The 21,208-nt window shown below is 72.5% G+C and carries 17 protein-coding genes and 1 pseudogene; 8 read left to right on the top strand and 10 right to left on the bottom strand.

Annotated features, from left to right (window positions below; translation table 11 throughout):
• Nucleotides 1-13: 13 nt before the first annotated feature.
• Nucleotides 14-466: a LysR substrate-binding domain-containing protein gene (locus tag ABD901_RS05440; protein ID WP_345121877.1), complete on the bottom strand. Its 453-nt coding sequence runs from the start codon at nt 464-466 to the stop codon at nt 14-16.
• 166 nt (nt 467-632) lie between these two features.
• Here ABD901_RS05440 and ABD901_RS05435 point away from each other — a divergent pair.
• Nucleotides 633-860, top strand: a pseudogene (locus tag ABD901_RS05435) (IS5 family transposase); the annotation flags it as partial.
• A gap of 93 nt (nt 861-953) precedes the next feature.
• On the opposite strand, the gene ABD901_RS05430 reads toward ABD901_RS05435, so the two are convergent.
• From ABD901_RS05430 to ABD901_RS05420, 3 genes are all read right to left on the bottom strand, one after another.
• Entirely contained in the window at nt 954-3,233 is a 2,280-nt protein-coding gene (locus ABD901_RS05430; protein ID WP_345121876.1) for an ATP-binding cassette domain-containing protein, read from the bottom strand.
• A gap of 19 nt (nt 3,234-3,252) precedes the next feature.
• Nucleotides 3,253-4,866, bottom strand: coding sequence for a SulP family inorganic anion transporter (locus tag ABD901_RS05425; protein WP_345121874.1), 1,614 nt, complete (start codon nt 4,864-4,866; stop codon nt 3,253-3,255).
• Between the two features lie 67 nt (nt 4,867-4,933).
• A complete protein-coding gene (locus ABD901_RS05420) occupies nt 4,934-5,905 on the bottom strand; it encodes a zinc-binding dehydrogenase (RefSeq protein ID WP_345121872.1) in 972 nt (323 codons plus the stop codon).
• 79 nt (nt 5,906-5,984) lie between these two features.
• Between ABD901_RS05420 and ABD901_RS05415 the strand changes: the two genes are divergently transcribed.
• The 5 genes from ABD901_RS05415 (at nt 5,985) to ABD901_RS05395 (ending at nt 12,964) form a co-directional block, all read left to right on the top strand.
• The gene (locus tag ABD901_RS05415; protein WP_345121870.1) at nt 5,985-6,614 is read left to right on the top strand and encodes a class I SAM-dependent methyltransferase; all 630 of its coding nucleotides are present in this window, start codon (nt 5,985-5,987) and stop codon (nt 6,612-6,614) included.
• A 113-nt stretch (nt 6,615-6,727) separates the two neighbouring features.
• Nucleotides 6,728-8,134, top strand: coding sequence for a hypothetical protein (locus tag ABD901_RS05410; protein ID WP_345121868.1), 1,407 nt, complete (start codon nt 6,728-6,730; stop codon nt 8,132-8,134).
• A 119-nt stretch (nt 8,135-8,253) separates the two neighbouring features.
• Complete coding sequence (locus tag ABD901_RS05405) at nt 8,254-10,989, top strand: beta-L-arabinofuranosidase domain-containing protein (RefSeq protein WP_345121866.1); 2,736 nt, start codon at nt 8,254-8,256, stop codon at nt 10,987-10,989.
• A gap of 161 nt (nt 10,990-11,150) precedes the next feature.
• Nucleotides 11,151-12,500, top strand: coding sequence for a carbohydrate-binding protein (locus ABD901_RS05400; protein WP_345121864.1), 1,350 nt, complete (start codon nt 11,151-11,153; stop codon nt 12,498-12,500).
• Between the two features lie 14 nt (nt 12,501-12,514).
• Complete coding sequence (locus ABD901_RS05395) at nt 12,515-12,964, top strand: hypothetical protein (protein ID WP_345121862.1); 450 nt, start codon at nt 12,515-12,517, stop codon at nt 12,962-12,964.
• Here ABD901_RS05395 and ABD901_RS05390 read toward each other — a convergent pair.
• The 6 genes from ABD901_RS05390 to ABD901_RS05365 form a co-directional block, all read right to left on the bottom strand.
• Entirely contained in the window at nt 12,912-13,793 is an 882-nt protein-coding gene (locus tag ABD901_RS05390) for an SMP-30/gluconolactonase/LRE family protein (RefSeq protein ID WP_345121860.1), read from the bottom strand. The two genes, ABD901_RS05395 and ABD901_RS05390, sit on opposite strands and share 53 nt — an antisense overlap.
• Nucleotides 13,786-14,760 (bottom strand): ABC transporter permease, encoded by a 975-nt coding sequence (locus ABD901_RS05385; protein ID WP_345121858.1) that lies wholly within the window; start codon nt 14,758-14,760, stop codon nt 13,786-13,788. The genes ABD901_RS05390 and ABD901_RS05385 overlap by 8 nt, the downstream gene beginning before the upstream one ends.
• Nucleotides 14,757-15,686, bottom strand: coding sequence for an ABC transporter permease (locus tag ABD901_RS05380; protein WP_345121856.1), 930 nt, complete (start codon nt 15,684-15,686; stop codon nt 14,757-14,759). The genes ABD901_RS05385 and ABD901_RS05380 overlap by 4 nt, the downstream gene beginning before the upstream one ends.
• Nucleotides 15,679-17,244: a sugar ABC transporter ATP-binding protein gene (locus ABD901_RS05375; RefSeq protein ID WP_345121854.1), complete on the bottom strand. Its 1,566-nt coding sequence runs from the start codon at nt 17,242-17,244 to the stop codon at nt 15,679-15,681. The genes ABD901_RS05380 and ABD901_RS05375 overlap by 8 nt, the downstream gene beginning before the upstream one ends.
• A gap of 1 nt (nt 17,245) precedes the next feature.
• Nucleotides 17,246-18,343 carry a sugar ABC transporter substrate-binding protein gene (locus ABD901_RS05370; RefSeq protein WP_345121852.1) on the bottom strand — a complete coding sequence of 366 codons (1,098 nt, stop codon included), beginning with the start codon at nt 18,341-18,343 and terminating at the stop codon, nt 17,246-17,248.
• 125 nt (nt 18,344-18,468) lie between these two features.
• Nucleotides 18,469-19,656 carry an ROK family transcriptional regulator gene (locus ABD901_RS05365; protein WP_345121850.1) on the bottom strand — a complete coding sequence of 396 codons (1,188 nt, stop codon included), beginning with the start codon at nt 19,654-19,656 and terminating at the stop codon, nt 18,469-18,471.
• Between the two features lie 101 nt (nt 19,657-19,757).
• On the opposite strand from ABD901_RS05365, the gene ABD901_RS05360 reads away from it, so the two are divergent.
• Complete coding sequence (locus tag ABD901_RS05360; protein ID WP_345121848.1) at nt 19,758-20,123, top strand: nuclear transport factor 2 family protein; 366 nt, start codon at nt 19,758-19,760, stop codon at nt 20,121-20,123.
• An 88-nt stretch (nt 20,124-20,211) separates the two neighbouring features.
• On the top strand, nt 20,212-21,126 hold the full coding sequence (locus ABD901_RS05355) for a class I SAM-dependent methyltransferase (protein WP_345121846.1): 915 nt from the start codon (nt 20,212-20,214) through the stop codon (nt 21,124-21,126).
• Nucleotides 21,127-21,208: the final 82 nt, after the last annotated feature.

Genomic DNA, 21,208 nt, shown 5'->3' with positions numbered 1-21,208 from the left:
CGACGCCCACGGGTCACCGCGACGGGGTCGGGACCAGATAGCGGCGGGCGATCGCGCGGAAGTCGGACACCAGGCGGCCCGTCTCGGCCGGGCGGGTCGCCAGGGCGACCGTGCAGGGTGCGACGCCGTGCAGTGGCACCTCCGTCAGGTCCGGGCGCAGCGCCGCGAACCCCGCCGGCATGATGACCACCGCCTCGCCCGACGCGATCAGCTCGAACTTGTCCTCGACCGATGTCAGGAGGGGTCCGTCGGGGGCGGGGCGGCCGTCCGGGCGGGGGTCGGCGAGCCAGAACGACGCCCACGCCGGGTCGACGCCGGGCAGGCGCGGCATGGGCTCGTCGGCGATGTCGTCCAGGGTCAGGGAGTCCTTGCCGGCCAGGCGGTGCGCGGACGGCAGGACGACGACCCGCGGCTCGTCGTAGAGGGCCGTGACGCTCAGGCCGTCCGTGGCCGGGTTGGAGCGCAAGGTTCGGCGTGGCGTTGGTCGATAACTGAAGAGGTCTCCGGTACCTGGTTCTGTGACCAAGCAAGAACTGCACACCGGAGACCTTGTGGCCACCACCGTAGCGGTGACGAGGCGGCATCACCTGACCGACGCGCAGTGAGCGTGGGAGCCCGCCGATCACGGTCCGGGCCGTTCCCGCGGCGGGCTGACCAGGAAGACGCATCTGGCCCGTGAACAGGGTCAGAAAGTGCTGTCCCTGATCGTGACCGCTGGGCATCGCTGGGACAGCCCGCAGTTCGTCCCGGTGCTGCCCCAGATCCACGTCGGCCGACCCGCGACCCGGCCGGTGATGGTGCTGGCCGACAAGGCCTCCACCAGCCGGGCCAACCGCCGATATCTGCGCTCCCGCGGGATCAACGATCGGAGCGGCTGCTCGTCGTCCGGGCCCGCCGCTGCGGGTTTGAGGGGGTTCGGGTGGAGCGAAGCTCCCCCGGGCGAGCGCAGCGAGCTAGGAAACAGCGCCGACGTAGTCGGCCAGGTGGCGGCCGGTCAGGGTCGCGCGGGACTCGACCAGGGTGGCGGGCGTGCCCTCGAAGACGATGGTGCCGCCGTCGTGGCCGGCGCCCGGGCCGATGTCGATGATCCAGTCGGCGTACGCCATGACGGCCAGGTGGTGCTCGATGACGATGACCGACTTGCCGGCGTCGACGAGCCGGTCGAGCAGGCCGAGGAGCTGCTCGACGTCGGCCAGGTGCAGGCCGGTCGTCGGCTCGTCCAGCACGTAGACGCCGCCCTTCTCGGCCATGTGGATGGCGAGCTTGAGACGCTGCCGCTCGCCGCCCGACAAGGTCGTCAGGGGCTGGCCGAGGCTCAGGTAGCCCAGGCCGACGTCGGCGAGGCGGGCCAGGATCGCGTGTGCGGGGGCGTTCTTCGCCGGGCCGGCGTGGAAGAACTCCTTGGCCTCGGTGACCGGCATCGCGAGGACCTCGCTGATGTCGCGGTCCCCCAGCTTGTACTCCAGCACCGACGCCTGGAACCGCTTGCCCTCGCACTCCTCGCACACGGTAGCGACGCCCGCCATCATGGCCAGGTCGGTGTAGATGACCCCGGCGCCGTTGCAGTTCGGGCAGGCACCGGCCGAGTTGGCGCTGAACAGGGCCGGCTTGACCTTGTTGGCCTTGGCGAACGCGGAGCGGATCGGGTCGAGCAGGCCGGTGTAGGTTGCCGGGTTGCTGCGCCGCGAGCCGCGGATCCCGGCCTGGTCGACGGAGACGACGCCGGCGCCCTTCGGGATCGAGCCGTGGATGAGCGAGCTCTTGCCCGAGCCGGCCACGCCGGTCACGACGACCAGCACACCCAGCGGCACGTCGACGTCGACGTTGCGCAGGTTGTGCCGGGTGGCGCCGCGGATCTGCAGGGCGCCCGACGGGGTGCGGGTCTGCGCCTTGAGCCGGGCCCGGTAGTCGAGGTGGCGGCCGGTGAGGGTGCCGCTGCGGCGCAGGCCCTCGACGGTGCCCTCGAAGCAGACCGTGCCGCCCGCGCCGCCGGCGCCGGGGCCGAGGTCGACGACGTGGTCGGCGATGGCGATGGTCTCCGGCTTGTGCTCCACGACGAGGACGGTGTTGCCCTTGTCGCGCAGGCGCAGCAGCAGGCCGTTCATGTTCTGGATGTCGTGCGGGTGCAGGCCCACGGTCGGCTCGTCGAAGATGTACGACACGTCGGTGAGCGACGAGCCGAGGTGCCGGATCATCTTGGTGCGCTGCGCCTCGCCGCCGGACAGGGAGCCGGACGGGCGCTCCAGCGACAGGTACCCCAGCCCGATCTCCACGAACGAGTCCAGGGTGCGCTGCAGCGTGGCCAGCAGCGGCGCGACCGAGCGGTCCTCGACGCCGCGCACCCACTCGGCGAGGTCGCTGATCTGCATCGCGCAGGCCTCGGCGATGTTGATGCCGCCGATGCGGGAGGCGAGCGCGGCCCGGTTGAGCCGGGTGCCGCCGCACTCGGGGCAGGCGGTGAACGTGACCGCCCGCTCGACGAACGCGCGGATGTGCGGCTGCATCGCGTCCTTGTCCTTCTGCAGGAACGCCTTCTGCACCCGGGGCACGAGCCCCTCGTACGTCATGTTGATGTTCTCGAGCTTGACCTTCGTCGGCTCCTTGTAGAGGAAGTCGTGCAGCTCACGCTCGGTGAAGTCGCGGATCGGCTTGTCGGGGTCGAAGAACCCGGAGGCGGAGAAGATGCGCACCAGCCAGCCGTCCACGGTGTACCCCGGAATGGTGATCGCGCCCCCGGCGAGCGACTTGTCGCGGTCGAACAGCTCGTCGAGGTCGATGTCGCTCGTGGTGCCCATCCCCTCGCAGCGCGGGCACGCGCCGGCCGGGGTGTTGAAGCTGTAGTGGAACGCGGGGCCGGCGCTCGGCTCCCCCAGTCGGCTGAACACGATGCGCAGCATGGCGTTGGCATCGGTGGCGGTGCCCACGGTCGAGCGGGAGTTGGCGCCCATGCGCTCCTGGTCGACGATGATCGCCGTGGTCAGGCCCTCGAGCAGGTCGACGTCGGGCCGGGCCAGGCTCGTCATGAACCCCTGCACGAACGCGCTGTACGTCTCGTTGATGAGCCGCTGCGACTCGGCGGCGATCGTGCCGAACACCAGTGAGCTCTTGCCGGAGCCGGAGACCCCGGTGAAGACGGTCAGCCGGCGCTTCGGGATCTCGACGCTCACGTTCTTGAGGTTGTTCTCGCGGGCACCGTGCACCTGGATCAGGTCGTGACTGTCGGCAGCATGCATCGGGCCACCGTATCCGGGATCACGCCCCGCGGGCGACGCTCCACGAGCGCAGGGCGTCCTCGAGCGTGGAATAGGCCCGCAGGTGGGTGTGGCCGAGGGCGCCCTCGCCGTCGAGGACGCGCCGCCCCGCGGCGTCGACGCCGGCCAGCCACAGCCGGGTGCCGGGCCCGGCGCGCAGGTCGTCGTCGAGCGTCAGGAGCATGTCGGCGACGGCCACCCCGATGCCGGCGGAGTTGGCCAGGTCGAGCACGACGACGTCGGGCGACTCCGCATTCGCCCGGTCGAGCACCGCGACCCGGACCGGCTCCGCGTTGCCGTAGAACAGCGGCCTGTCGGGGCGCAGCACCAACGCGCTGTCGCCGCCGAGGTGCTCCTCGCGCAGGTGCGGGCGCGCGCCGCGGCCGGCGAACAGCACCAGCGACAGCACCACGGCGATCGCCAGGCCCGGCAGCAGGTCGAAGCACAGCACGCCGAGCAGCGCGGCCGCCGCGACGGCGAACGCCGGGCGCTGCAGCCGCCAGTACCGCACGAATCGCCCCAGCCGCAGGAACCCGCGCAGCGCCACCACGATGATCGCGGCGAGCACCGCCTGGGGCAGCACGCCCAGCAGCGGCGTGCACAGGGCGGCGGTGAGCAGCACGAGCGCCGCGGCCAGCAGCGACACCATCGGTGTGCGCGCGCCCGTGCCGGCGACCGCCGCGGTGCGCGAGGCGCTCCCCGACACCGCGAACCCGCGGAACCAGCCGGCGGCCAGGTTCGTCACCCCGAGCGCGACGAGCTCCCGGTCGGCGTCCACCCGCGGCCCGCGCCGGCCGGCACAGCGCGCGGCGACGCTGTAGGACTCGGCGAACACCACCAGCGCCGCACCGCCCGCGCCGGCGGCCAGCAGCAGCCAGTCCCGCCAGCCGACCCCGGGCGCGGCGGGCCGGGTCAGCCCCCGCGGCAGCGCTCCCACGACGTCGACGCCGCGGCGGGCCAGGCCGAGCGCCGCCGACGCCGCGATCGAGCCGGCGAGCACTACGATGGCCGCCGGGACGCGCGGCAGCCAGCGCTGCAGGGCCAGCAGGGCGGCGAGCGCGGCCGCCGCCGTCGCAGCGGTCGCCGGCTGCAGTTCATCCGGGTGTACCGCGATGTGCCCGGCCCGCTCGAAGAAGTTCCCGTCGCCGCCGGAGACGCCGAGCAGCGTCGGCGCCTGCCGCACGACGATGACGAGGGCCATGCCGGACAGGAACCCGGTCAGCGCCGCGTCGGACAGGAAGTTGGCCAGGAAGCCCAAGCGCAGCAGCCCGGCGGCGACGAGCAGCAGCCCGCACACCATCGCGAACGCCGCCGACAGCGCCGCGAACGAGCCGGCCGCCCCTCCCCCGACCGCGGCGCCGACGGCCGAGGCGGAGATCACCGCGGCGGCCGACGTCGAGCCGACCAGCAGCAGCCGCGACGTGCCCAGCAGCGCGTAGGCGACCAGCGCCACCGGCGCCGCGTAGAACCCGTGCTGCGGCGGCACCCCGGCCAGCTGCGCGTAGGCCACCGACTCGGGCACGATCACCGCCGCCGCGATCACCGCGCCGGCGACGTCGCCGCGCCACCATTCCCGTCGATAGCCGGTCAGCCAGCCCGGCAGTGCCCGCGTCACGCAAAGACGATCACAATTCGCGGTACCGCCGCGGACCACCCGATTCAGGTGACCTGTCTGCGGGCACTCAGCGCGCGACCCACGGCAACCCGACGAGCTTGCCCACCTTCGTGCCTTGCTCGAGGTCCGTGTGGGCCTGGCGGATGTCGTCGATCGCATAGCGGTGGACCGGACCGAGGGACACCTCGCCTGCGGCGATGCGGTCGAGGTAGCGCTGCAGCACCTCGGCGGGCAGGTCGTCGCTCTCGCCCCCGTACGCCGAGAGCCGCACGCCCCGCGGCAGGTACCCGATCGGGTAGAAGTCGCGGACCAGCCACTCGTTGGACAGCATGCCGGTGAAGCAGACCGTGCCGTGCACGCGCGTGGCCCGCAGCGTGTCGGGCAGCGTGGGCGTGCCGACCAGCTCGAGCGCCGCGTCGACGCCGTCCGGGAACAGCTTGCGCACCTGCCCGGCGACGTCTCCGTCATCGATGAGCGGATGGTCGGCGCCCATGGCGTCGAGGCGTTCCGGCCGGCGCGTGGTGGCGAGCACCATGGCGCCGAGATCCCGGGCCAGCGCGGCGGCGGCGAGGCCGACCGAGGACGTGCCGCCGCGGATGAGCAGCGTCTGGCCGGGCCGCAGGTCGAGCCCGACGGTCAGCGAGCCGTACGCGGTCTGCAACGTCTCCGGCACCGCGCCGATCGTCGCCCAGGGCAGCGCCGATCGGAACGGGATGACCTGCTCGCGGGGCACCACCGTGTACTGCGCGTATCCGCCGTCGAACGTCCGCCCCATCCCGCCCATCATCGTCACGACCTGCTGGCGCTCGGCGAGGTCGGTGCCGTTGGGGTCGTCGACGACCCCGGACGCCTCGATACCGGGAACCCGCGGAAACGTCACGCCGTCGGCGAGGCCCAGCCGGGTGTGCAGTTCCGACCGGTTGAGTCCGAACGCCTCCACCCGGATCCGCACCCAACCGGGCGGCACCGCGGGGTCCGGCACCTCACGAACCTGCAGGTTCTCCACCGGCCCGGGCCCGGTCAGCACAACCGCCTTCATCGTCTCGCCAGCCTCCGTCGTGTCATGCTCCACCCAAAATCGCTCTGGATCGTAATGCTGAGCTGGCATTATCCGGGGCATGACGAGCGATCCCGGCGAGGTAGTGCGGCGCGGATATGACGCGGTTTCCTATCAGTACCGCGGCGACGACGACATGCCGGAGCAGTACCTGGCCTGGCTCGACGAGCTGCAGGACAGCCTTCCGGAGCGCGCCGACGTGCTCGACCTCGGCTGCGGCTGCGGGGTGCCGGTCGCCCGGGTGCTGGACGAGCGCGGCCACCGGGTGACCGGGGTCGACATCAGCGGCGTGCAGGTCGAGCGGGCGCGCCGGCTCGTGCCCGGCGCCACCTTCATGCAGGCGGACGCGACCACCGTGTCGTTCCCGGACGGCTCGTTCGACGCCGTCGTGTGCCTCTACGCGCTCATCCACATGCCCCTCGACGCGCAGCCGGCGCTCATCGAGCGGATCGGCCGCTGGCTGCGCCCCGGCGGGGTGCTGCTGGCCACCACCGGCGCCCGGGAGTGGACCGGCGGCGAGGACGGGTGGCTCGGCGGCGACGCGAGCATGTGGTGGAGCCAGGCCGACGCGGCGACCTACCGCGCCTGGATCACCCGCGCCGGGCTCGACATCATCCACGACGAGTTCGTGCCCGAGGGCGACAGCGGCCACCAGTTTTTCCGGGCCTCTCGCGGAAATTTCGTAATGTGACGCGTAACAATTCCCACGTCGCCTGACCGGCCGTTTTAGTCGCCCGTTAAGTTTCGCTTTGCCGCCGCGCGCGAGGCGATTCGCCCGATTGAAAAACCCTATAGTCGCTCCCCGTGGATCCCTTGGACCCCCGATCGCCGACGGGTTGGACGAAACGGCGGCGGCTGGTTGTCGCCGTCGCGGCGGGTGCGGCGTTGCTCGCCGCGCTGGGCGCCGGGGCGGCCGCGCTGACGACCGGCGGCTCCGCCTCGGACACCGGCGACGGCCGGGCGGCGCTGCAGGCGGCCGGGTCCGATGCCTCGGCGGGCGACGGGGCGGCCTCCGCGTCGGCGAGCGCGAGCGGGTCCGCGTCGGCGAAGCCCACCGGCCCGTGCGGCCGCCCGGCGTCCGCGGCCCCGGCGGTCCGGGTCACCGACGTCAACGTCGGCACGTCGGTCACCGGCTACGGGCGGGAGGGCGACACCGACCCGCTGCCCATGGCGATCGCCGCCACGCCCTCCGGCGGGTCCTGGCTGGCCTGGCTCGGCACGAACGGCAAGGTGTACCTCGGCCGCCTCGACTGCGACGATCACCTGGCCGGCTCACCCACCAGCTTCGACGGCATCGACCTGCAGGACGTGCAGGCCGACGCGAACGGCGGCGTGGTGCTGCTCACCCGCAAGGGCGACTGCCACACCGGCCCGCTGTGCGGCGGGTCCTCCAGCCCGTGCAACACCATGTGGATGGTCCGGTTCGACAACAACGGGCAGAAGGTCTGGGAGCGGCAGGTCACCAACCTGACGAGCGGCCTCGGCGGGTACGACAACGGGGCCCGGTTCGTGTGGTGGTACCAGCACCACGGGCGCCTCGCCAGCGACGGCAGCAACTACGCGGCCTACTTCGGCGTGGCCATCACCGTGCAGAACGGCAGCTGCGTCGACATCCACGAGGGCGACCGGATGCAGGTGGTGAACGCCGGCGGCGGCCTGGTCTCCGGGCACCGCGACAGCTTCGAGGTCGGCTGCAGCCACAGCTGGGGCACCCGGATCGCGTGGGACCCGCGCACCAGCCACTTCGCGATGGTGTGCGCCACCGACAACAACTGCCGCATCGCCCAGCCGCACCCGTACCGCACGGTCGCCACCGGCGCCTGCGACGGCACCCTGTTCGGCGGCGACCTCGTCCTGGCCAGGACGTCGGGCTACTGGAGCGCGTGGAGCCAGGGCGGGCAGGCCCGCCTCGAGCACTTCGGCAACGGCGCGTCGGACTCGACGGTGCGCACCGGGGCGGCGTCGGCCCATCCGCACCTGGTGACCTACGGCGCCGGCCGCATGCTGCTCGCCTGGGAGTCGGGATCGTCGATGTCGGCACAGGTCTACGACTCCGGCACGGGCAAGACCGTCGGCGCGAAGTTCACGATCGGCGTCAAGGACCACAACTACCAGGCGTTCAAGTCCTACGCCGACGGCAGCGCCGCCTACCCGGCCGCGGGCGCCAACGGCACCTCGGTCCGTATCGCCCGGGTCATGCCGCTCGCCTGACCGCGACTGCGCCGCCGGCGCCGGCGTAACCAAAAGTTAGCGCTAACAGTGGCATTGATAAATGCGCGGGGGCACGGCAAAGTGAGCGCTCACAACGGGCGCTACGAGAGGAATCCGCCATGCCTCAGCCCCACCACCTCAGCCGGCGTCGGCTGCTGCAGACCTCCGGAGCCGTCGCCATGGCCGCCGCCGCGGTGCCGCTGGTCGCCGAAGGGGCCGACGCCGTCGTCGCGCCGGCCCGGGCCGACACCGGGGTGTCGGCGTACGCGTTCGACCTCGGGCAGGTGAAGCTGACCGCCGGACGGCTCATGGACAACCAGAGCCGGACCCTTGCGTACCTGAAGTTTCTCGACGTCGACCGGATGCTGTACAACTTCCGCGCCAACCACAAGCTGTCCACCAACGGCGCGACGGCCACCGGCGGCTGGGACGCGCCGACGTTCCCGTTCCGCACCCACATGCAGGGGCACCTGCTCACCGCCTGGGCGCAGGCCTACGCGGTGCTCGGCGACACCACCTGCCGGGACAAGGCCGGCGCGATGGTCGCCGGGCTCGCCGCGTGCCAGGCCAACAACGCCGCCGCCGGGTTCAGCACCGGGTACCTGTCCGGCTTCCCCGAGTCCGACTTCACCGCACTCGAGGGCGGCACGCTCGGCAACGGCAACGTCCCGTGGTACTGCATCCACAAGACCCTCGCCGGACTGCTCGACGTCTGGCGGTACATCGGCAGCACCCAGGCCCGCGACGTGCTCCTGGCGCTGTGCGGCTGGGTCGACTGGCGCACCGGCCGGCTCAGCTCCACGCAGATGCAGAGCGTGCTCGGCACCGAGTTCGGCGGCATGAACGCGGTGCTCACCGACGTCTACCAGCAGACCGGCGACGGCCGCTGGCTCACCGCGGCGCAGCGCTTCGACCACGCAGCCGTGTTCAACCCCCTCGCGTCCAACACCGACCAGCTGAACGGGCTGCACGCCAACACGCAGGTGCCGAAGTGGATCGGGGCGGCGCGGGAGTTCAAGGCGACGGGCACCACCCGATACCGCGACATCGCCGTCAACGCGTGGAACATCACCGTCAACGCGCACACGTACGTCATCGGCGGCAACAGCCAGGCCGAGCACTTCCGCGCGCCGAACGCCATCGCGTCGTACCTGACGAACGACACCTGCGAGCAGTGCAACAGCTACAACATGCTCAAGCTGACCCGCGAGCTGTGGATGGTGTACCCCGACCAGGCCGCCTACTTCGACTTCTACGAGCGGGCCCTGCTCAACCACCTCGTCGGCGCGCAGAACCCGGCCGACAGCCACGGGCACATCACCTACTTCACCCCGCTCAACCCCGGCGGCCGGCGCGGCGTCGGGCCGGCGTGGGGCGGCGGCACGTGGAGCACCGACTACACGTCGTTCTGGTGCTGCCAGGGCACCGGCGTGGAGACCAACACGAAGCTGATGGACTCCATCTATTTCTACAACGGCACCACCCTCACCGTGAACCTGTTCGTGCCGTCCGTGCTGACCTGGAGCCAGCGCGGCATCACCGTCACGCAGACCACGACGTACCCGGTCGGCGACACCACCACGCTGCAGGTCACCGGCAGCGTGAGCGGCTCGTGGACGATGCGCGTCCGCATCCCCGCGTGGGCGAGCGGCGCGACCGTCAGCGTCAACGGCGTCGCACAGAGCGTCGCCGCCACCCCGGGCACCTACGCGTCGCTGACCCGCTCGTGGACGTCGGGCGACACCGTCACCGTGAAGCTGCCGATGGCCGTCGCCGTGCGCCCGGCCAACGACAACGCCAACGTCGTCGCGCTCACCTACGGCCCGGTCGTGCTCGCCGGCAACTACGGCAGCACCGCCCTGTCGGCGTTGCCGGCGCTGAACACCTCGTCGGTCAACCGCACCAGCAGCACGTCCCTGGCGTTCTCGGCGACGGCGAACAACACCACCGTCGGGCTCGGGCCGTTCCACGACGCGCAGGGGTTCAACTACACCGTGTACTGGAGCGCGAACGGCCAGGCCGGCGGGCCGGCCTACCGGCTCGCCAACGCCTCCAGCGGCCTGGTGCTGGGCATCCAGAACATGTCCACCGCCGACGGCGGGCTCGCGCTGCAGTGGGCCGACAACGGCACCGCCGACCACGACTGGGAGCTCGTCGTGGACGGCACCGCGGTACGACTGCGCAACGCCAACAGCGGCAAGGTCCTCGGCGTGCAGAACATGTCCACCGCCGACAACGCCGTCGTGCTGCAGTGGACCGACAACGGCACCGCCGACCACCGCTGGACGATCGTCGACAACGGCGACGGCACCCACAAGCTGCGCAACGCCAACAGCGCCAAGGTGCTCGGCATGTCCGGCAACTCCACGGCCGGCGGCGCGCAGGCGGTACAGGCCCCCGACGACGGCAGCGCCGACAACCTGTGGCGCTTCCTGCCCGGCGGCTCCCGGCGCATCCAGAACCTCGGCAGCGGCCTGGTGCTCGGCGTGACGAACATGTCCACATCGGACGGTGCGTTGGTCGTGCAGTGGGGCGACAGCGGCACCGCCGACCACCTGTGGAGCGCGGTGGTCGACTCGGGCGGCTACATCAGGCTGCGCAACGCCAACAGCGGCAAGGTCCTCGGCGTCGAGAACAGCGGGACGGCCAACGGCACCCGCGCGGTCCAGCTGCCCGACACGGCGTCCAACGACCGGCGGTGGCGGCTGCGGTACGGCGGCAACGGCTACTTCCGCATCCAGTCCGCGGGCGGCGGCCGGGTGCTCGGGGTGAGCGGCGCCTCGACCGCGCCGGGCGCGCAGGTGCTCATCTGGGACGACAACGGCACCGATGACCACCTCTGGCGCTTCGTCTGAGCCTCTTGCCGAAAAGGTTTTCGGCGTGCACAGTGGGCAGCGGACCGCATAGACCAACGGCTATGCAATCCGTCCTCGTGCCGGGCCCCGCCAGGCCCGGCGCTCCCACTCCGCCGTGCCGATGCCGCATGCCCCGGCGCGGCTCTGCCGTGGAGGTACCCATGCAGCATCGCCGGACCTGGGCGGCGACCCTGGCCGCCGTGACCACCCTGACCACCGCGCTGCTCGCGGCCCCGGAAGCCTCGGCCGCGCCCGCCGGCCGGCTGGCCCGCCCGGCTGCCGACGGAGGCGGCCTCGCGCCGATCGGCGGCACCGTCCCGGGCCTCACCGGGGAGTCCGCACGCGCCGCGGGCGGCGCCGCCGTCGAGCACTTCGCCGGCACCCGCCGGCAGCAGAGCGTGCAGGCCCGGAGCGCGCAGATACAGGCCGCGCAGCTGCACACCGACTGGGGCGTGAACCTGCCCAGCGCCACGACGCAGGGCCTGCACGCCACGCAGAGCGTGCTGGACTCGGCGCCGACCACGACCACCGGCGGCGACTACGTCTACGCGCCGACCGCGCTGCCCGGCGGCAACGCGTGCATCGAGATGACCACCGCCTACACGCCCACCGGCCCGTACCTGTGGGCGTGGGACTGGTGCGGCGGGCGCGACGGCGTCGGCAAGCTCACCCCGATGGACGCGACCTTCCTGGCCACGTACACGACCACGGTCAACGGCCGGCGCGCCTACAGCATGGACGAGCACAAGACCTCGACCACCGCCAACACCTGGACCGCGTACCTCTACAACTACGTCACCCACGCCTGGGACACGTACTTCACCAGCTCCGGCACCTTCGACCTGCCGCAGTTCAACTTCGGCTGGAACATGTTCGAGATCTACACGTCGGTGAACCCGTCCACCGGCGCCGGCTACTACTGCCAGACCTTCGCCGGGCGCGGGTTCGAAAGCAGCGCCGTGCAGGTCTACGCCGGCGGCGCCTGGGTCGCGGCGACCTCGGCGAACACCTCGACCACGCACCGCACGATCCCGTCCGGCAGCGCCTACGACTGCCCGGCGCTCACCTTCTCGATGCTCAACCCGAACGACCACTGGCTCGCCCAGATCGGCGGCGCCCAGCCGCCGGCCGGCGCCTCCTACGAGGCCGAGTCCTCCGCCAACACCCTCGCCGGCCAGGCCCGCGTCCGCACGTCGGCGGGCGCCTCCGGCGGCGCGTTCGTCGGCTACGTCGGCGGCGGCTCGGCGAACACCCTGCGGTTCAACAACGTCACCGCCTCCGCCGCCGGCACCAGGACGGTGCGGCTCTACTACGCCTCCGGCGAGGCCCGGTCCGTGACGCTGACCGTCAACGGCACCGCCGGCCCGACGGTGAGCACGCCGTCCACGGGCGGCTGGGACACCGTCGGCTCGGTCACGCTCAGCGTCACCCTGCGGGCCGGCGCCAACACCATCCAGCTGGGCAACGCCGGCGGCTGGGCCCCGGACATCGACCGCATCGTCGTGTCCTGAGGTACAGTCCGCACATGCCTGGCCGGCGCGCGTCTGTCCGCCTCAACCTGGCCGCACTGTTTGCGGCGCTCCTGCTGGCAGTTGCCTCCGCGCTGCCGTGGGAGGAGCGGGTGACGATCGCGGGCGCGCACGCGGTCTCCGGCCTGCAGCTCGGCGGCGCGGTCACGCTGCCGCTCGCCCTGTTCGCCGCCGCGACCTCGGTCGCGGCGGCGATCACCGGGCGGGCCCGGTTCGCGGTGCCGTCGGCGATCGCCGGCGCCGCCGCGGCGGTCGTGGCCACGCGGGACTTCGCCCGCCTGGCGCAGACCCGCTACGAGGTCATCGACAACGCGTCGGAGCCGATGCTCGGCGTCCTGCTCGCCGCCGTCGCCGGTGTGCTCCTCGCCTGCCTCGCCACGGCCGCCGTCGCGCTCAGCCCGCGAAGCGCGGGGTCGGCAGGCCGCGGGGGCCGCCCGGATCGATGACCAGCACCTGGCCGGACAGCGGCGCCGCCGCGAGCTCGGCGTCGGTGAGGCCCATGCGGGCGCTGGTGACGGCGAGCAGCGCCAGGTCCGGGCCGATGAACGCGCACCGGGTGGGCCGCGGCACCGGCAGGAGGAGCTCACGGTCGACGGTGCCGTCAGGGGCGTAACGCACGATCCGCCCGCCGGCCCACTTGCAGTTCCACACGTAGCCTTCGGCGTCGACGGTGACGCCGTCGGGGTACCAGCCGGTGCCGGTGTCGTCGACGAAGACGCTGCCGGGGCCGGCCTCGCCGGTGTCCGGGTCGAACGGGTGGGCGCGCACGACCTGGCGGGTGGAGTCGACGTGGTACATCGTGCGGCCGTCGGGGCTCCACGCCGGACCGTTGGAGCAGATGATCCCGTCGAACACGGCGGTCGGCGTGCCGCCCGGCGACAGGCAGTAGAACGAGCCGGTGGGGTCGGTCTCGGCGAGGTCCATGGTGCCGAACCAGAACCGGCCGGCCGGATCGACCGCGCCGTCGTTGCAGCGGTTGCCGGGCCGGTCGGCCTCGACCGCGGCGACGACCTCGCACCATCCGGCGTCGGGATCGAGGTAGGCGACCGCATGGCGCAGCGCCATGACGAGGCCGCCGTCCTCGCGCAGGGCGACCGAGCCGACCATGTCGCCGACGTCGATCGTGCGGGTCGGGCCGCCGGCCCAGTCCAGGGTGTGCACGAGCCCGGCGGTGATGTCGACCCAGTGCAGGCGGGCGGCCCGGTCGTCCCACACGGCGCTCTCGCCGAGGTGGCAGGGTAGGTCGCCGAGCACCGTCCACGTTGTGTCAGTCATCGGCGCGCTCCCGGCCGTAGGTGAACAGGATGGCCAGGATGACCAGGCCGTAGATGATGTCGCGGCCGTACTCGGGCACCCGCTCGGCCTGCAGCAGGGTCACGATGGCCACGAGGGTGACGCTGCCGGCGACGACGCCGGCGTAGTGGCCCCGTCCGCCGAGGATCGACACGCCGCCGACGACGACCGCGGCGATGGACTCGAACAGGTACGGGTCGCCGAGGCCCAGCGACGGCTGTCCGCCGTAGCCGACGAGGGCGATGCCGGCGACGGCCGCGAAGACGCCGGAGAGGGTGTACAGCGCGACGGTGACGGCCCGCACCGGCACCCCGGCGAGGAACGCGGCCCGGGGGTTGTTGCCGACGGCGTACACCCGCCGGCCGAACGTCGTCAGCGTGAGCAGGACGGTGACGGCCAGCCCGGCGCCGGCCCACAGCAGCAGCTCGGTCGGCACGCCGAGCACCCGCCCGACGACGAGCCGCCGCAGCGGCTCCGGGGCGTAGGAGGCGCACGACGCGCAGGTGAGCCCCTTGGACAGGCCCAGCGACAGGCCCTGCAGCACGCCGTTCATGCCCAGCGTCATGACGACCGCGGGCACCCCCAGCCAGGCGACGCCGAGCCCGTTGGCCATGCCCACGAGCGCGCCGGTGCCGATCGCGGCCAGCAGCGCGAGCGGCAGCCGCGAGGTCTGGCCGAGGCTGGTCGTGGTGAGCACGATCGCGGCGCCGTTGAGCACCCACGGCATCGACAGGTCGATCCCGCCGACGAGCACGACGAGCATCTGCCCCGCGGCGACGAAGCCGATGAAGCTCGCCACCACGAGCATCGCGCGCAGGCTGGTCCAGCCGGCGAAGCCGGGGTGCAGGATCGTGCCGGCCACCAGGATGAACGCGGCGGCGGCGAACGCGTAGACCAGCCGCTGCACGCCCGGGGTGAGCGCGGTGAACCGCGCGACGAGGGCGCTCACGAGACCGCCTCCCGGCGGCGGCGGGCCAGCAGGGCGGCGCCGCTGCCGAGCAGCACCGCCACGACCAGGAACAACCCCTGGAACAGCGACTGGTACAGCGGGTCGATCCCGGCGAAGAACAGCACGTCGATGACGAGGGTGAGCGCGAACGCCCCGGCGACGGCGCCGAGTGCGCTGCCGCGGCCGCCGGTGAACGCGATCCCGCCGACGACGACGGCGGCGATGGAGGTGAGGATGTACGGCGCGCCCGCGTTCGGGTCGCCGGACGTCGTCGTGGACACGTAGAAGACAGCGGCGAGGGCGCTGCACAGGCCGGACAGCGCGTAGACGGCGACCTTGACCCGGGCCGCGGGCACGCCGACCGCGCGGGCGCTCGCCTCGTCGGAGCCGACCGCGTAGACGCGCATGCCGAAGCGGGTGCGGCGCAGCACGAGCCACCCCGCGACCGCCAGGGCGAGCCAGATCAGGGCGGTGGGCGCGTCCGGGTCGGTGAGCACGGAGCGCACCGCCGGGTCGATCGAGCCGCCGGGCACGGGCAGCACGCGCAGCGCGAGGCCGCTGTAGACGCTCAGGGTGGCGAGGGTGGTGAGGATCGGCGCGATGCGGCCGCGGGCGACGATCAGGCCGTTGACCGCGCCGCAGAGCGCGCCGACGGCGAGCACGAGCAGGAGCCAGCCGGGCGAGCCGCCGGTCGCGGCGGTGATGGCGACGCCGAGGCCGACGGTGCCGCCGACGGACAGGTCGATGCCGCCGGTGAGCACGACGAGGCTCTGCCCGATGGCCACGAACACCAGCGGCAGGGAGGTGTTGAGCAGCGACAGGTAGTCGAACGGGGTCGGGAAGTGCCCGAGGCTCGTCGTGTAGACGGCGAGGTACGCGGCGAACGTGGCGCCGAGCACGAGCACCCCCAGCCGGAGTTCACGCATGCGGTACCAACTCCTTCATGGCTGCCGCCACGATCCGCTCAGCGTCGCCGACGGGGCCGGGCAGCTCGGCGGTGATGCGGCCCTCCCGCAGGACGAGGACGCGGTGGCAGAGGTGGGCGATCTCCTCGGTCTCGCTGGAGTACAGCAGGACAGCCTTGCCCGCCGCGGCGAGCCGGGCCACGAGGGCGTACAAGTCGTGCTTGGTGGCGGCGTCGACGCCGCGGGTGACGTCGTAGAGCAGCAGCACGTCGGCCTCGGTGAGCAGCCAGCGGCCCATGAGGACCTTCTGCTGGTTGCCGCCGGACAGCGTGCCGACCGGCCGGGTCGCCGGGCGGTCGGCGCGGATCGACAGCTGCGCGACCATCGCCGCGACCGCCTCCCGCTCGGCCCGCCGTCGCACGAACCCGGCTGTGGAGATGCGCTCGAGCGTGGCCAGGGTCAGGTTGTCGCGCACGGACATGGGCAGCAGCAGCCCCTCGGCCTTGCGGTCCTCGGGCACGTAGGCGATGCCGATCCCGGCGCGGATCGCGTCGGCGGGCCTGCGGATGCGCGCCGGCCGCCCGGCGACCTCGATGCTCCCGGCGCGGGCCCGCCGGGCCCCGAACAGGGTGAGGAACAGGTCGCGCTGGCCCTGCCCGGCGAGGCCGCCGATGCCGAGAATCTCGCCGCGGCGCAGCTCGAAGGAGACGTCGCGCAGCGTCGGGCCGCTCAGCCCGTCGACGCGCAGCGCCGCGTCGGTCTGCTCGACCGGTGCGATGGTGGGGTAGCTGCCGGCGAGGATGCGCCCGCTCATCAGCCGCACCGCCTCGGCCTCCGACAGCCGGTCGCGGGTGTCGACCCGGGTCCCGTTGCGAAACACGGTGACCCGGTCGGCGAGCGCCTCGATCTCGCGCCAGCGGTGCGAGGTGAACACGACGCAGCAGCCGGCGTCGCGCAGCCGCCGCATGTGCCCGGCCAGCCACGCCACCTGCTGCTCGGCGAGGGCAGCGGTCGGCTCGTCGAGGATGAGCACCCGCGGCTCGGTGGCCAGGACCCGGACCAGCTCGACGACCTGCCGCTGCGCGACGGTCAGGTCGCCGGTCGTCGCCGCCGGGTCGATGTGCTCGGCGCCGAGCCGTTCCAGGAGCAGGTGCGCCGTCGGTACGAGCTGACGCCGCCGGACCAGGCCGAAACGCCCGCGCGGCGGGTGCTGCAGCAGCAGGTTCTCGGCGACGCTCAGGTCGGGCATGAGCGAGAGCTCCTGGAACGTGGTCGCCATGCCCAGCGCCTGGCGGGCCGCGGGCCCGGCGAGCCGGCCGACCGGCTCGCCGAGGATCTCCACGGTCCCGCGGTCCGCGCGGATCAGCCCGCACAGGACCTTGATCATCGTGCTCTTGCCGGCGCCGTTCTCCCCCGCCAGGGCGTGGATCTCGCCGGGACGCGCCGCGAACGACGCGTCCCGCAGCGCCTGGACCCCGCCGAAGGCGCGGTCGACCCCGGTGGCCGCGACGGCGTCGACCGGCCCGGCCCCCGGGTCCGCGGGTGCCGCCGGCGGCGCCGTCGACGAAGTCCCGTCCACGTCAGCCCAGCTTCACGTTGAGCGTCGCGCCCGGGCAGGGCGTGCCGTCCGTCGCCGCCTCCTGGCACAGCACCAGCAGCGCGTTGGGCCCGGAGTCGGTGAAGTCGGCGAAGAAGCTGTCGGGCAGGTCCGGGAAGACGGTCTCGCCGGGCTTGATGGTGTCCGACGTGGCCACCGGGAACGGGATGGTGATGCTCTGCTTGGGGTGCTCGCCCTTGATGACGGCCCGGGCGAGCTCGAGGGAGATGACCGACAGGAACGGCGGCTGGCCGATCGACATGCCGTTCACCTTCGGCTGGGAGATGCCGGCCATGTACTTGCGGAAGCCGTTCTCCGCCTCGCCGCCGACGACCGGCACGGGCTTGCCGGCCTCGGCGAAGGCCTTGATGACACCGTCGGTGCCGCCGGATACCCAGACGCCGTCGACCTTCGGCAGGCTCGGCAGCTGCGCCGCGGTCTGGCGCTGCGCGGTGGCGGAGTCCCACATGCCGCTGTACGTGGCGACGATCTTGATGCCGGGGTTGGCCGCGAACACCTTCTTGGCGCCGGCGTTGCGGTCGTTGTCGGCGCCGGTGCCGGCCACGCCGGTCACCATCACCACGTTGCCCTGCCCCTTGAGCTGGTCGACGATGAACTGGGCCAGCTGCTCGCCGAACTTCACCTGGTCGGTGTTGACGGTCAGCCCGCACGGCTCGTCGACGGTGTTGTCGAACGACACCACGACGATGCCGCGGTCGCAGGCCTGCTTCACCACGCCGTTGAGCCCGCTCGTCGACGCGGCGTTGATGACGATGCCGTCGACGCCCTGCGCGATGAGGTTCGAGATCTGCCGGGTCTGCACGGCCACGTCGTTGCCGGCGTTGAACACCGTGCAGTCGACCTGGTCCTTGTACGGCGGCATCGCGCACGCCGCCTTGAAGACGTTCTCCATCTCCACGCGCCACCCGTTGCCGATGAACGAGTTGGACAGGGCGATCTTCAGCTTGCCCTTGGCGCCGGCGCCGGCGTCCTTGGCGCTCGGCCCTGAGCTGCAACCGGCCGCGACCAGCACGGCCAGCAATCCGGCCGCGAGCAGCCGGGTATAGCGGGGTAGCATCATTCGCGCTCCACCTTCGGGTGTGTGCGGTCCCGAGTTGCCGCTCGGGGCCTTTGCTGCATTTGGGATGTGCGGCAGTGCGGCCAGGGTCTTCGGGCTCTGGCCGTGCTCGGTGTGCGAGCTGGTTCTTAGGCGACGGTTCCCGCGCCGAGCGGGAATCCGGCCGAATCGCGCAGGACGGCCGCGGCGGCGCCGACCACCACGACCACCTCCCCGTCCAGGGCACCGGCGACGACGGGCGGGATCGCCTCGCCGGCATGGATGGCCCGCCGCGCCATGGACTCGCGCAGCGGATCGATGAGGATGGAGCCGGCCGGCGCAAGGTTGCCGCCGAGCACGATCAGCTCCGGATCCAGCAGGTTGTACATGTTCGCCATCGCGACGCCGATGTGCCGCCCGGCGTCGGCGAGCACCCGCCGGCACCCGGCGTCGCCGTCGTGCGCGAGCCGGATGACCTCGGCGATCGAGGGCTTGCCGGGATGCGACTGCCACAGGTGCTGCGTGATCGCGTCCGCATTGGCCAGGGTGTTGAGGCAGCCGCGCCCGCCGCACTCGCAGACGAGCCCGTCCTCGTTGATGGTGGTGTGGCCGATCTCGCCGGCCGTGCCGTTCGCGCCGACATACAGCGCCCCGTCGAGGACGAAGCCGGCGCCGATCCCGTTGGCGGTGTAGACGTAGGCGTAGTCGCGCAGCCCGCGGGCCACGCCAAGGGTGAGTTCGGCCAGCGCGGCCAGGTTGGCGTCGTTGCCGACCAGGACCGGCAGCCCGAGAATCTCGGTGGCCAGGGCGTGCGGGTTGACGCTCACCCACGGCTTGAGGGTCGTCGCCCGCCCGTTGAGCCCGGTGCGACGCTGGATCGGCCCCGGCATCGCGATGCCGACCCCGATGACCTGCTCCCGGCGGAACGACGTGCGCCCCAGCAGCCGGTCGATCAGCTCGCCGGTCAGGCGCAGCGTCTCGGCCGGCCCGATGCGGTCGTCGACCGTCACGGCGTCGTGCACGAGCAACTCCTGCGCGACGTTGCAGACCGCGGCCCGCACCGTCCCGTTGGCGATCTCGACGCCGACGGTCGCGCCGAGCCCCCCGTGCAGCCCGACGAGCGTCGGCGGCCGCCCGGTGACCACCCGCCCGTTGCGCGGCGCGTCCGCCACCTCCACGACGGTCCCGGCATCGAGCAGCTCGGCAACCACACTGGCCACGGTCGACCGGGACAGCCCGATCTCGGCGAGGTCGGAGCGGGACATCGCACCGCGCTGCCGCAGCGCGTGCACCACGCGACTGCGGTTGGCGTTGCGCTGTGCGGAGCCCGCATCCATGACCGGAGTATTGACGTTCCAGCTGATCCAGTCAATACACTGCCCGGGAGAGCGTTTCCTGCGACCTATTTATGTCTGGACTAATCAAAACAGGAGGCGTCATGGACACCGCCGACACCGCAATGCGCCACTGGATCGCCGGCGCCGCAACCGGCGACTGGACCGCGCTGGTCGCCCTGCTCGACCCGTCGGTCGCCTTCCACGTCCCCGTCTCCGGCTTTTCCGGCGTCCAGCACGGCGTCGAGTCGGCCGAGCGCTTCTTCGCCGGCCTGACCGCCCGCCTGCGCGCCGCCCTGACCGTCACCGCCCGCCTCACCGGCGACGGCCGCACGGCCTTCGAGGTGGCCGTGGCCGGCATGTTGTCCGGGCATGCCTTCGAGCAGCGCCTGTGCCTGGTCTTCATCACCGCGGACGGGAAGGTCCGCGAGTTCCGCGAGTACCTGGCCTTCCCCTCCGCGGCGCTTTAGGGGTCGGGCAACGACATCACCGACGCACCGAGGGTGCCGGCCCGAAAAACACGTGGATCGATGTGGGGTGGCGGGCTACGGTCGCCGCATGATCTACCAGCATCCGTTGGCGTACCTGCTCGGGATCGAGGGCCTCGCGCTCCTGCATGCGTGGGGCGGGGAGTACGACGAGAAGTTCACGCAGCGGCGGCTGGCCGAGGTACGGGACCTGCTGGCCAACCCGGCGCTCACCGGGCACGAGGGGGTACTGGCCGGGCGGGGCGACACGCTCACCGGGTACCGGCAGTGGGCGGCGACCTACGACGAGCCGCGCAACAGCCTGTTCGATATCGACGAGCCGGTCATGCACCGGCGTATCGAGGCGCTGCCGGTCGGCGACGCCCTCGACGCGGCGTGCGGTACGGGAAGGCACGCCGAGTACCTTGCCGGGCGAGGGTTCACGGTGATCGGCGTGGACAGCTCACCGGAGATGCTGGAGCGGGCCCGCAACCGGGTACCGTTTGGAGACTTCCACCTGGGCGATCTGCGCGAGCTGCCCCTCCCCGACGACAGTGTCGACCTCGTCGTCTCCGGCCTCGCGCTGTCCCACTCGCCCTCGCTGGAGCCGGTGCTGACCGAGTTCGCCCGCGTCCTGCGCCCCGGCGGGCACGCGGTGATCTCCGATGCGCATTGCGAGATCGGCTTCCGCGGCTCCGTCCCGCACGCGCTCGGGCCGGCCGGCGAACCCGGCCTCGTCGCCACGTACCGGCACACCGTCGGCGACTTCGTACGCGCGGCGCTGGCCGCCGGGCTCCAGATCCGGGCGTGCGAGGAGCCGCACGGCTCGCGTGGTGACCAGTCCTCACCGCCACCGCCACCGCCGGTACCTCCCGCAGAGGCGCCCCCCGGCGACTGGGCCAACTGGCCGTGGTCGCTCATAGCGCTGCTGCCCGAGGCGGCACGGGCCGCGTGGGCGGTACCCGCGGTCGTCGTCTGGGACTTCGAGCTTCCCGAGGGCGCCTAGGCCTGCCTTTGCAGCATCCGGGTGCCCCGGCCCGCGGGCGGGCGCCATATACCTGCTCCAGCGGGGATACCGCTAGAGCAGG

The organism is Dactylosporangium darangshiense (assembly GCF_039537565.1).
Lineage (GTDB): Bacteria > Actinomycetota > Actinomycetes > Mycobacteriales > Micromonosporaceae > Dactylosporangium > Dactylosporangium darangshiense.
Note: the sequence above shows the minus strand (reverse complement) of the source record. Positions and strands in the feature narration are given on the sequence as shown.

Coding starts and splice junctions, on each gene's coding strand:
- ABD901_RS05430 (WP_345121876.1), bottom strand. CDS start 3,233: ATGCATGCTGCCGACAGTCACGACCTGATCCAGGTGCACGGTGCCCGC.
- ABD901_RS05420 (WP_345121872.1), bottom strand. CDS start 5,905: ATGAAGGCGGTTGTGCTGACCGGGCCCGGGCCGGTGGAGAACCTGCAG.
- ABD901_RS05415 (WP_345121870.1), top strand. CDS start 5,985: ATGACGAGCGATCCCGGCGAGGTAGTGCGGCGCGGATATGACGCGGTT.
- ABD901_RS05405 (WP_345121866.1), top strand. CDS start 8,254: ATGCCTCAGCCCCACCACCTCAGCCGGCGTCGGCTGCTGCAGACCTCC.
- ABD901_RS05400 (WP_345121864.1), top strand. CDS start 11,151: ATGCAGCATCGCCGGACCTGGGCGGCGACCCTGGCCGCCGTGACCACC.
- ABD901_RS05395 (WP_345121862.1), top strand. CDS start 12,515: ATGCCTGGCCGGCGCGCGTCTGTCCGCCTCAACCTGGCCGCACTGTTT.
- ABD901_RS05390 (WP_345121860.1), bottom strand. CDS start 13,793: ATGACTGACACAACGTGGACGGTGCTCGGCGACCTACCCTGCCACCTC.
- ABD901_RS05380 (WP_345121856.1), bottom strand. CDS start 15,686: ATGCGTGAACTCCGGCTGGGGGTGCTCGTGCTCGGCGCCACGTTCGCC.
- ABD901_RS05370 (WP_345121852.1), bottom strand. CDS start 18,343: ATGATGCTACCCCGCTATACCCGGCTGCTCGCGGCCGGATTGCTGGCC.
- ABD901_RS05365 (WP_345121850.1), bottom strand. CDS start 19,656: ATGGATGCGGGCTCCGCACAGCGCAACGCCAACCGCAGTCGCGTGGTG.
- ABD901_RS05360 (WP_345121848.1), top strand. CDS start 19,758: ATGGACACCGCCGACACCGCAATGCGCCACTGGATCGCCGGCGCCGCA.
- ABD901_RS05355 (WP_345121846.1), top strand. CDS start 20,212: ATGATCTACCAGCATCCGTTGGCGTACCTGCTCGGGATCGAGGGCCTC.